This is a genomic window from Sphingobacterium sp. SRCM116780, from assembly GCF_021442025.1.
Classification (GTDB): domain Bacteria; phylum Bacteroidota; class Bacteroidia; order Sphingobacteriales; family Sphingobacteriaceae; genus Sphingobacterium.
The window spans coordinates 2,896,612-2,909,559 of sequence record NZ_CP090446.1; the positions used below are offsets into that span (position 1 = coordinate 2,896,612).

The 12,948-nt window shown below is 41.4% G+C and carries 2 protein-coding genes, 2 tRNA genes and 3 rRNA genes; all 7 read right to left on the reverse strand.

Annotated elements, in window-relative coordinates:
* Window positions 1-373: 373 nt before the first annotated feature.
* The 7 genes from LZQ00_RS12505 to rpoC all read right to left on the reverse strand — a co-directional run bounded on the left by LZQ00_RS12505 (window position 374) and on the right by rpoC (window position 12,880).
* Entirely contained in the window at window positions 374-1,909 is a 1,536-nt protein-coding gene (locus LZQ00_RS12505; protein WP_234509629.1) for a sulfatase, read from the reverse strand.
* Window positions 1,910-2,257: 348 nt separating this feature from the next.
* Window positions 2,258-2,369 (reverse strand): 5S ribosomal RNA (gene rrf, locus LZQ00_RS12510).
* A gap of 210 nt (window positions 2,370-2,579) precedes the next feature.
* Window positions 2,580-5,467: ribosomal RNA gene (locus tag LZQ00_RS12515) — 23S ribosomal RNA — on the reverse strand.
* Between the two features lie 274 nt (window positions 5,468-5,741).
* Window positions 5,742-5,815, reverse strand: a tRNA-Ala gene (locus tag LZQ00_RS12520).
* A gap of 85 nt (window positions 5,816-5,900) precedes the next feature.
* A tRNA-Ile gene (locus LZQ00_RS12525) sits at window positions 5,901-5,977 on the reverse strand.
* Between the two features lie 128 nt (window positions 5,978-6,105).
* Window positions 6,106-7,635, reverse strand: a 16S ribosomal RNA gene (locus tag LZQ00_RS12530).
* Together the 16S, 23S and 5S rRNA genes with 2 tRNA genes alongside form the textbook arrangement of a ribosomal RNA operon.
* Window positions 7,636-8,602: 967 nt before the next feature.
* Complete coding sequence (gene rpoC, locus LZQ00_RS12535; protein ID WP_234509630.1) at window positions 8,603-12,880, reverse strand: DNA-directed RNA polymerase subunit beta'; 4,278 nt, start codon at window positions 12,878-12,880, stop codon at window positions 8,603-8,605.
* Window positions 12,881-12,948: the final 68 nt, after the last annotated feature.

The window sequence follows — 12,948 nt, forward strand, 5'->3', positions numbered from 1 at the left end:
CATGTTAATGGTGATGCCTATGATGTTTTTTATAATGCTTATTATAATGACCGTAATGGTGTCCTCGATCATATCTTGGTCCACGATCGTGATAATATCCTACACAAGAGCTCGCTACTAATAGCAGCATTAATCCACTTAAAAATATCGCAAGTTTTGCTTTCATAATTAATTCTTTAAGAATTAATTTCCAAATACTATACCAAAACAAAACCAAATAGAAGTGGCCCCTATTATACAAAAAGTAAAATGCTAATTACAAATCAGTTAGCTAAGCAAATAAAATATTATTTAAAAAAAATCAACATCATCACTTATCAAATCCATTAGGTTGAAAATATTTGGATTATAAACCCAACAAGAAGAATACTAATTATTTACTGATAATTTGTGCTGCTAAATCATCTTTATATTCCGCAATTGATGCATTCAAATCCTGTTTTAACTTCTTAACCAGTTTACTATTCTCATACTGACTATAAATATTGTTCAATTCCTGAGGATCCTTTTTTAAATCATAGAGTTCCCAAAAATTTTCATTACCATAAAATCGAGCCAACTTATATCTTGTTGTTCGTATGCCAAAATGTGGCATTACTCGATGTGGTTGTGGATATTCATAATAATGATAATAAATCCGATCTCTCCAAGGGATTGTTTTATTTTCTAAGAGTTTAGCAAAGGAATTACCTTGAATTTCTTTTGGACTCTGCACAGCAGCCATATCCAACAACGTAGGTGCCCAATCAATATTAAGTGCCGACTGCTCGATTACTGTTCCTGGTTTAATGACTCCTGGATAGCGGATCATAAAAGGAGTTCTCAATGATTCCTCATAGATAAAGCGCTTATCAAACCAACCATGTTCTCCCAAATAAAAACCTTGATCTGAACCATAAATGACGATTGTATTTTCGGCTAATCCATTAGTATCTAAGAAGTCTAGAATTTTACCGATATTTCTATCCAAAGAATTAGCTGTCGCAAAATAATCTCGCATATACCGTTGGTATTTCCATTCTGCCAATGCCTTACCAGAAAGTTTTTTTTCGTTAAACTCTTTACTTATTTTATCACCATAATAAGCTTTATACGCCGCCCTCTGTTCTTTATCCAGCCTGCTATAAATCCAATCCGTATCGTAGTCAACATTTATTTTCAAATCAAAACCTAATTTCATCGTCTCCGCAATTGACATATCTTGGTGACCTGCCGCTTTTCGCTTATCATAAGTATCATAAAAAGATGCTGGTATGGGGAAATTAACATCATCATATGACCCCAAGTCCTCTATAGCAGGTAACCACTCACGATGTGTAGCCTTTTCTCCTATTACTAAGAAAAAAGGTTTTGCATGATCTCTATTTTTTATCCAATTCTCTGAAAGATCTGTGATAATATCCGTTACATAGCCTTTATAACTAACCGTATCGTTTTGTTGTGTAATAAAGTTTGGATTAAAATAATAACCTTGATCCGGAAGAATGTTCCAATAGCTAAAAGCATCCCGAGGTAATGTTTCCAAGTGCCATTTTCCTATCCAAGCGGTTTGATATCCTGAATCTTCCAAGGTTCGAGAAAAAATAAATTGATTGATATCAAACTTTTTGTCATTTGAAATAAATCCATTTACATGACTGTATTTCCCTGTAAGTAAAGTCGCTCGACTAGGCCCACAAATAGAGTTTGTGACAAAAAAGTTTTTGAACAATGCCCCTTCTTTAGCAATACGATCAATATTGGGTGTTTTTGCCAATTTATTGCCATATACTCCTATTGCTTTATTCGTATGATCATCTGATAAAATAAAAATAATATTCGGTTTTTTACTCTTTACTGTTTGAGCGGAACTTGAAAAAGAATTTAATATACATAAGAGTATAAATGATATACATAGATTACATTTCATCGTCTTGGATATTATTATCATGATTTAAATATAAAGATTATCCTGCAAAATAAAAATATGCTACTAGCATCCTATTCCAAGATATGTTAAATATAAAATAAAGAATGCCTACCCAATCAGTAAAGTTTATATCAAATGATATATTACTTAGATACAGGAATTCTGGCTTCAGAAAAGTAATGATATCTCCATTCTTAGGTAAGTAATAAGTATGCTATTTCCAGACTAACGAAGAAAGAAAAACAGGAAAAGAGAGAAGTAATGAGGTATTCTGTCTCTAAGATTAGGAAAGTAAAAAGTATATAGCACAAAAAAGCCTTTGCTTTTCAGCAAAGGCTTCTGTATAAAAAAAGGCACCGACCTACTCTCCCACCTGTTACGGCAATACCATCGGCTCTGGCGGGCTTGACTGCTCTGTTCGGAATGGGAAGAGGTAGACACCGCCGATATAGGCACCTAAAATGTTTTTTAGATATTAGATTTGAGATGGGAGATTTGAGATAGTATATGGTCGCCCATGTATTTATCTTACGTCTCATATTTGACATCAGATCGGAGGTCAGATCATTCCTTTCGGAAAATCTAGGTCTCTCATATCTATCGTCTCATATCTAATCTATAGACAATTGAAAGAAAAAATCAAAGAGGAAGACAACAGTGTATGCGTTGCTTGAGAAAGCTTCGGGTGATTAGTATTGCTCAGCTATGGTATCTCTACCTTTACACCTGCAACCTATCAACGTAGTCATCTGCTACGGCCCTATAAGGAAGTCTCATCTCGTGGCTAGTTTCGCACTTAGATGCTTTCAGCGCTTATCTATTCCCGACGTAGCTACCCAGCCGTACACCTGGCGGCATAACTGGTTCACCAGCGGTCAGTCCATCCCGGTCCTCTCGTACTAAGGACAGATCCACTCAAACTTCCAACGCCCACAACAGATAGGGACCGAACTGTCTCGCGACGTTCTGAACCCAGCTCGCGTGCCACTTTAATGGGCGAACAGCCCAACCCTTGGGACCTTCTCCAGCCCCAGGATGTGACGAGCCGACATCGAGGTGCCAAACCTCCCCGTCGATATGAGCTCTTGGGGGAGATCAGCCTGTTATCCCCAGCGTACCTTTTATCCTTTGAGCGATGGCCCTTCCATACAGAACCACCGGATCACTATGTCCGTCTTTCGACCCTGGTCGACTTGTCGGTCTCACAGTCAAGCAAGCTTATGCCATTGCACTCCGCGTACGGTTACCAAGCGTACTGAGCTTACCTTTGAAAGCCTCCGTTACCTTTTTGGAGGCGACCACCCCAGTCAAACTACCCACCAAACAATGTCCTCGACATGATCGAGTTAGAAACCGGATACAGAAAGGGCGGTATTTCAAGGTTGATTCCATGACTCCTGGCGAAGCCACTTCAACATCTCCCGCCTATCCTACACATCCTGTACCCAATTCCAATGTTAAGCTATAGTGAAGGTGCATGGGGTCTTTCCGTCCCGTTGCGGGTAATCGGCGTCTTCACCGATACCACAATTTCACCGAGCTCATGGCTGAGACAGCGCCCAGATCGTTACACCATTCGTGCAGGTCGGAACTTACCCGACAAGGAATTTCGCTACCTTAGGACCGTTATAGTTACGGCCGCCGTTTACTGGGGCTTCGATTCAATGCTTCTCTTGCGATGACATCCCCTCTTAACCTTCCAGCACCGGGCAGGTGTCAGGCCTTATACCTCATCTTTCGATTTTGCAAAGCCATATGTTTTTGTTAAACAGTCGCCTGGGCCTTTTCACTGCGGCTTCTTGTACTGCTACAAGGAAGCGCCCCTTCTCCCGAAGTTACAGGGCCATTTTGCCGAGTTCCTTAGCCATGATTCACTCGAGCACCTTAGGATTCTCTCCTCGACTACCTGTGTCGGTTTACGGTACGGGTTTTTATAACCTGAAGCTTAGCGGGTTTTCTTGGAAGTCTGTTTACCTGCTCTATCAGCGCCACCGAAGCTTTGCTGTACTATTGGGTCTCAGCAGGGTCGGCGGATTTGCCTACCGTCCCTATACCTACGCCTTTTAACGGACTATTCCGTCAGTCCGCGGCAGTGTCACTACTCCGTCACCACATCGCAGTTATAAAAAGTACTGGAATATTAACCAGTTGTCCATCGGCTTTCTCCATTCGGATGCGCCTTAGGCCCCGACTAACCCTGATCCGATTAGCGTTGATCAGGAAACCTTAGTCTTTCGGTGGGCGGGTTTCTCACCCGCCTTATCGTTACTTATGCCTACATTTGCTTTTCCATACGGTCCACGGTCCATTACCAGGCCGCTTCGCCCCACATGGAATGCTCCCCTACCAGATGCAGCTTATGCTGCAAATCCATAGCTTCGGTAATACACTTGATGCCCGTTTATTATCCACGCCCGGCCGCTCGACTAGTGAGCTGTTACGCACTCTTTAAATGAATGGCTGCTTCCAAGCCAACATCCTAGCTGTCTGGGCAACCGGACCTCGTTAGTTCAACTTAGCGTATATTTAGGGACCTTAGCTGATGGTCTGGGTTCTTTCCCTCTCGGCCTTGGACCTTAGCACCCAAAGCCTCACTGCCGGCCATATCTTATAGCATTCGGAGTTCGTCTGGATTTGGTAGGATTTGACTCCCCCGCACCCAATCGGTAGCTCTACCTCTATAAGACTCCATGCCGACGCTGTTCCTAAAAACATTTCGGGGAGTACGAGCTATTTCCCAGTTTGATTAGCCTTTCACCCCTACCCTCAGGTCATCCGGAAACTTTTCAACGTTTATCGGTTCGGTCCTCCATTACATGTTACTGCAACTTCAACCTGCCCAAGGGTAGATCACAAGGTTTCGCGTCTACCTCATCTGACTATGCGCCCTATTAAGACTCGCTTTCGCTTCGGCTGCGCGGCTGAACCGCTTAACCTTGCCAGACAAGAGTAACTCGTAGGCTCATTATGCAAAAGGCACGCCGTCACTGGACCCGCCAGCTCCGACCGCTTGTAAGCACACGGTTTCAGGTTCTTTTCACTCCTCTGTTCGAGGTTCTTTTCACCTTTCCCTCACGGTACTAGTTCACTATCGGTCTCTCAGGAGTATTTAGCCTTATCAGATGGTGCTGACAGATTCCCACAGGGCGTCTCCGACCCCGCGGTACTCAGGGTACTGCTAGGCTAGCTTTCTATACGTGTACCGGGCTATCACCGTCTATAGCTGGGCTTCCCATCCCATTCCACTTCTGTCTGCTAATGCCACATCGCAGCCCTACAACCCCGGTCATGCCGTAACATCACCGGTTTGGGCTCTTTCCCGTTCGCTCGCCACTACTTGGGAAATCATTATTATTTTCTTCTCCTACGCCTACTTAGATGTTTCAGTTCAGCGCGTTCGCGTTTTATACAGCATACCTTCAGTATGCTAGGTTGCCCCATTCGGAAATCTTCGGATCAAATCACATTTGCTAATACCCGAAGCTTATCGCAGCTTATCACGTCCTTCATCGCCTCTGAGAGCCTAGGCATCCCCCGTGTGCCCTTATTTACTTTCTTCACCTCATAGCCCTTTTGCTACTATGGGTTGCTTTTGATATATAACCATGGTGCTACGCATCGATCCGTTCGGCTTTTGACCGAGGGTCTTCTCAATACATCAAGCACACCACAGTATGGTCTCTACTGTTGTCTTCTCTTGTAATTTTTTTTCTTTCAATATGTCAAAGAACTCTTCTTCTAGATGTGAGATCAGAGATGGGAGATTTGAGATCTGGTATGGTTGCCCATAAGTGTCTCTTGTCTCATATCTATCGTCTCATATCCAGAGATGTGGAGAATATCGGAGTCGAACCGATGACCCCCTGCGTGCAAGGCAGGTGCTCTAGCCAGCTGAGCTAATTCCCCTTTGTGTAGACAGCAGAGTTCAGAGCCGAGATCCGAGACTATTTACTCTGTCTCTTGTCTCTTATCTTTCATCTCTGATCTTAGATGGTAGTCCCGAGCAGATTTGAACTGCTGACCCCTACATTATCAGTGTAGTGCTCTAACCAACTGAGCTACGGGACTAGCTTATCATTCTTCATCTCTCAATGGACCATCCTAAAGGGACGGGCACATTTCTTCAAATGTTCATCTTTGTTTTCTTAATATTAACCATGTGTATACGTAACGAGCTTCAATTCCGAATGCTCTAGAAAGGAGGTATTCCAGCCGCACCTTCCGGTACGGCTACCTTGTTACGACTTAGCCCCAATTATCGGTTTTACCCTAACACGCTCCTTGCGGTTACATGCTTTAGGTACCCCCAACTTTCATGGCTTGACGGGCGGTGTGTACAAGGCCCGGGAACGTATTCACCGCGTCATTGCTGATACGCGATTACTAGCGAATCCAACTTCATGAGGTCGAGTTGCAGACCTCAATCCGAACTGTGAATGGCTTTTAGAGATTAGCATCATATTGCTATGTAGCTGCCCGCTGTACCATCCATTGTAGCACGTGTGTAGCCCCGGACGTAAGGGCCATGATGACTTGACGTCGTCCCCACCTTCCTCGCTGTTTGCACAGGCAGTCTGTTTAGAGTCCCCACCTTGACGTGCTGGCAACTAAACATAGGGGTTGCGCTCGTTGCGGGACTTAACCCAACACCTCACGGCACGAGCTGACGACAGCCATGCAGCACCTAGTTTCGTGTCCCGAAGGACTGATCCGTCTCTGGATCATTCACTAACTTTCAAGCCCGGGTAAGGTTCCTCGCGTATCATCGAATTAAACCACATGCTCCTCCGCTTGTGCGGGCCCCCGTCAATTCCTTTGAGTTTCAATCTTGCGACCGTACTCCCCAGGTGGATAACTTAACGCTTTCGCTGGGACGCTGACTGTGTATCGCCAACATCGAGTTATCATCGTTTAGGGCGTGGACTACCAGGGTATCTAATCCTGTTTGATCCCCACGCTTTCGTGCATCAGCGTCAATCACACCTTAGTGAGCTGCCTTCGCAATCGGAGTTCTAAGACATATCTATGCATTTCACCGCTACTTGTCTTATTCCGCCCACTTCAAGTGTATTCAAGTCCTACAGTATCAAAGGCACTGCGACAGTTGAGCTGCCGTATTTCACCACTGACTTATAAGACCGCCTACGCACCCTTTAAACCCAATAAATCCGGATAACGCTTGGATCCTCCGTATTACCGCGGCTGCTGGCACGGAGTTAGCCGATCCTTATTCTTCCAGTACATTCAAGCCCCTACACGTAGAGGTGTTTATTCCTGGACAAAAGCAGTTTACAACCCATAGGGCAGTCATCCTGCACGCGGCATGGCTGGTTCAGAGTTCCCTCCATTGACCAATATTCCTTACTGCTGCCTCCCGTAGGAGTCTGGTCCGTGTCTCAGTACCAGTGTGGGGGATTCTCCTCTCAGAGCCCCTAGACATCGTAGCCTTGGTGGGCCGTTACCCCGCCAACTAGCTAATGTCACGCGAGCCCATCCATATCCTATAAATATTTGATCATTCAACGATGCCGTTAAATGATGTTATGCGGTATTAATCTCTCTTTCGAGAGGCTATCCCCCTGATATGGGCAGGTTGCTCACGCGTTACGCACCCGTGCGCCACTCTCATGGAACCAAAGCAAGCTTTGATCCCAATCCCGTCCGACTTGCATGTATTAGGCCTGCCGCTAGCGTTCATCCTGAGCCAGGATCAAACTCTCCATTGTAAAATGAAGGGTAAGATCAAGACTATTTATAATAAATAGAATTGTCTTGTATTTTTATTTCTAATTCTAAAATTGACAGGTTGAGTTTTTAACTTTCGCTGTTTCTCAACACTACTCGTTACGTTACATGATTATATTTTTAAAGAACTTGCTTCGCATCCGCTTCACGCTTCTGCTTTTATATCTTCGGCATTGCGCCCCGATCTTCTCTTGTTTTATTCCCTTCGTCTCCGTTGGGACTGCAAAGGTAGAAATCTTTTCCGAAATTCCAAAATAAATCTGAATTTATTTTTTATCGCTTCTCCTCAGATTTCTGCGTTCAAATCACTTTAAACCCTCCTTTTTTCAAGGCCGTTCCTCTCGGAACAACCCTTCCTCCCTTGCGGAGTGGTGCAAAGATAACAACTTCTTAGGCGCAATTCCTAACCTTTTCTGACTTATTTCTTAATATTAACCTTAACTGGCTGTAACATTGAACGATTAATTTGTAAATAAACGTGGATCAAAGTGCAAAAAAAGATGATTTTTCGCTTCTGTGGGATTATTGCATAATAAAAATAGTTCAACATAATCTTACTCTTCTTCCAATACATTTGTTGTTATATATCGACTGAAAACATTAATTTTTGTACAAAAAAGCTGTAGCCTTGAAATGAGCTTAAAAACCAACACGATAATCTTGTGAAATAAATTCTTCTTGAAAACTTATAATGGCATACTTGATATCAATTCTTTTAACACTGTAGAGATACCCCAAGTCGGCGATTGTTAGTATCACGCCAGTCTCCCCTACTTCTACTATAGAAATATAAAGAGAAAAGATATCTTACAAATATCTATCTATCGATATATTTCGACCAATAGAAAAATAATCCTCTAATCAGAATTTAAGATCAACAAAACACCTAAAAAACAAGAAAGGGTTGCAGATAAAATCTACAACCCTTTCTTTTATTATTGAAAATTATTAATCCTCTTCTTTAGAAGCTAATAATTGATCGTATTCTTCACGAGAACCTACGATGATATTACCATATTGACGAAGACCTGTACCTGAAGGAATTAAGTGACCTACAATTACGTTTTCTTTCAATCCTAATAGATTATCACGTTTACCTGCGATAGCTGCCTCATTCAAGACTTTTGTAGTCTCTTGGAAGGACGCTGCAGAGATAAATGATTTCGTACCTAACGAAGCTCTTGTGATACCTTGCAATAATGGACTTGATGTCGCAGGAATTGCATCACGCACTTCTACTAGTTTTAAATCACGACGTCTCAAGCTTGAATTTTCTTCACGTAATTTACGTAATGAAACAATTTGTCCTGGACGTAGATCATTTGAATCACCAGCTTCAACAACAACTTTTTTGTCGTAAAGTGAATCATTTTCTTCCATGAAATCCCATTTGTTCACGGCTTCTTTTTCTAAGAAACGTGTATCTCCTGGATCTTCAATATTCACTTTTTGCATCATTTGGTGAACAATTGTTTCAAAGTGTTTATCATTGATTTTTACACCTTGAAGACGGTAAACCTCTTGAATACCATTTACAATATAATGTTGTACCGCTGAAGGACCTTTGATAGATAAGATATCTGCTGGAGAGATCGAACCATCTGATAAAGGCATACCCGCTTTGATAAAGTCATTATCCTGTACTAAGATATGTTTAGAAAGTGGAACTAAGTATTTTTTAATTTGGCCATCACGAGACTCGATAGAGATCTCACGGTTACCACGTTTAACACCACCTAATGTTACCACACCATCAATCTCAGTCACAACTGCTGGATTAGAAGGGTTACGTGCTTCGAACAATTCTGTTACACGAGGAAGACCCCCTGTAATATCTCGTGTTTTACCTGTAGAACGAGGGATCTTCACTAAGATACCACCCTCTTTTACAGCAACACCATCCGCTACAGAAACGTGAGCTCCTACTGGAATGTTGTATGTACGAATAACTTCACCTTTTTTATCTAAAATTTTGATAGCAGGGTTTTTCGTTTTATCACGCGTTTCAATAATTACTTTCTCTTTGTGACCAGTTTGTTCATCTGATTCTTCGCGGAAGGTTACCCCTTCAACAATGGCATCAAATTCTACTTTACCAGCAAACTCAGAGATAATAACCGCATTGTATGGATCCCATGCAACTAATTTATCACCTTTTAAAACTTTGCTACCTTCTTCAACAAATAATTGAGAACCGTAAGGGATATTTTGTTGGAATACAACTTTACCTGTTGCGTCCAAAATTTTGATCTCCCCTGAACGACCCAATACGACTTGATGTGTACCATCTTCACCTTCTTGCGATACTGTACGTACATTTTCGAATTCGACTGTACCTTCGTATTTAGAAGAAATTTGAGACTCAGCAGCAATGTTAGATGCCGTACCACCGACGTGGAACGTACGAAGTGTCAACTGTGTACCCGGCTCACCAATTGATTGCGCTGCGATAACTCCGACAGCCTCTCCCAACTGAACACGTTTACCAGAAGCCAAGTTACGACCATAACAACAAGCACATACACCACGTTTCGCTTCACATGTTAATACCGTACGAATTTCAACACCCTCAATACCAGAGCTTTCGATACGTTCTGCAATATCTTCCTCAATATCTTCATTTGCAGAAACGATTAACTCTCCAGATTCAGGATCATACACATTGTATAACGACACACGACCTAAAATACGATCGTATAATGGTTCAACAACATCATCATTATCTTTTAATGCTGTCGTATAAATACCTCTTAAACCTCCACAATCTTGATCAATAACGATCATATCTTGTGCCACGTCATGTAAACGACGAGTTAAGTAACCCGCATCCGCCGTTTTCAAAGCTGTATCGGCAAGACCTTTACGCGCACCGTGGGTAGAGATAAAGTATTCTAATACGGAAAGACCCTCTTTAAAGTTAGATAAAATCGGGTTTTCAATAATTTCACCACCAGCTGAACCAGATTTCTGAGGTTTAGCCATCAAACCACGCATACCACACAACTGACGAATTTGCTCTTTCGAACCACGTGCACCAGAATCAAGCATCATGTATACCGAGTTGAATCCTTGGTTGTCATTCGATAAGATATCCATTACGTGTGATGTCAACTTATTGTTGATACGTGTCCAAATATCAATGATTTGATTATAACGTTCGTTGTTTGTAATGAAACCCATATTATAGTTATTCATTACGTCTTCAACTTCGTTTGTTGCTTGTTGAATTAAATCAGCCTTCGCATCAGGAATGTTCAAATCTTGTAAGTTGAACGACAAACCACCTTTAAAGGCTGTTTGGAAACCTAATTCTTTCATGTCATCTAAGAACTGTGCAGCACGAGCCATACCCGTAGTTTTCACAATTTCTCCAATGATATTACGTAAAGATTTTTTCGTCAATAATTCGTTAATGAATCCCACCTCATGAGGCACAACCTGGTTGAATATAACACGTCCAACTGTTGTATCTAATAACGTATCAACGATATTACCTTCTTTTGTTCTGATTTTTGTTTTTACTTTAATGAAGGCATGCAAATCAATCTTCTTCTCATTCAAAGCGATAATCACCTCTTCTGCAGAGTAGAAAGTCATTCCTTCCCCATTAACAATTTTCTCTTCTGTACTTTTGCGGCCTTTAGTAATATAATAAAGACCCAAAACCATATCCTGAGAAGGTACAGTTACAGGAGAACCATTTGCAGGGTTCAAGATATTGTGAGCAGCCAACATTAAAACTTGTGCTTCCAAAACTGCAGCATTACCTAAAGGTAAGTGGACTGCCATCTGGTCACCATCAAAATCGGCGTTGAATGCTGTACACACTAATGGGTGTAATTGAATCGCTTTACCTTCTACTAAAGTAGGTTGGAACGCTTGAATACCCAATCTGTGTAATGTAGGTGCACGGTTTAATAATACCGGGTGACCTTTCAACACATTTTCTAAAATATCCCAAACAACTGGATCTTTACGATCGACAATTTTCTTAGCTGATTTTACAGTTTTCACAATACCACGCTCGATCATCTTACGGATGATAAACGGTTTGTAAAGTTCTGCTGCCATATCTTTAGGCAAACCACACTCATGTAATTTCAAGTGAGGTCCAACGACGATTACCGAACGAGCCGAATAATCCACACGCTTACCTAATAAATTTTGACGGAAACGACCTTGTTTACCTTTTAAGATATCAGATAACGATTTCAACGCACGGTTACCTTCAGTTTTCACTGCGTTAACTTTACGTGAGTTATCGAATAATGAATCTACGGCTTCTTGTAACATACGTTTTTCATTACGTAAGATTACTTCTGGAGCTTTGATTTCGATTAGACGTTTCAAACGGTTATTACGGATAATAACACGACGATATAAATCATTTAAATCTGAAGTCGCAAAACGACCACCATCTAAAGGAACTAAAGGACGTAATTCTGGTGGAATAATAGGAACGATTTTAACAATCATCCATTCTGGACGATTTTCAATACGATCTCTAGAACCACGGAATGCTTCTACAACATGAAGACGTTTTAATGCCTCATTTTTACGTTGTTGAGAAGTCTCATTAGCAGCTTGGTGACGTAAATCATAAGATAATTTATCTAAATCAATACGTTTCAACAATTCTTCTAACGCCTCAGCACCCATTTTAGCAACGAATTTTTGAGGATCGTTATCGTCTAAATATTGGTTTTCTTTAGGTAAAGTATCCAAAATATCTAAATATTCTTCTTCAGTCAAGAAGTCCATATAGTTGATACCATCATCCTCTTTAATACCAGCCTGAATAACTACATATCTTTCGTAGTAGATAATCATGTCTAATTTTTTAGTAGGAAGACCTAATAAATAACCAATTTTATTTGGAAGAGAACGGAAGTACCAGATATGAGCAACAGGAACAACCAATGAAATGTGTCCCATACGCTCACGACGTACTTTTTTCTCCGTAACTTCAACACCACAACGGTCACATACGATACCTTTATAACGGATACGTTTGTATTTACCACAGTGACACTCATAATCCTTTACAGGACCAAAGATACGTTCACAGAATAAACCATCACGTTCTGGTTTGTAGGTACGATAGTTAATCGTTTCCGGTTTTACAACTTCACCACTTGAACGCTCTAAGATTGTTTCTGGAGACGCCAAGCTTACAGTAATTGATGTAAAGTTGCTTTTAATTTTATTATCTTTTTTGTAAGACATACTTATTCAAAAGTTAAAGCTTTATGAAGAAGTTTCAGTGATCATAGTGATCACTGAAACTCTATTTT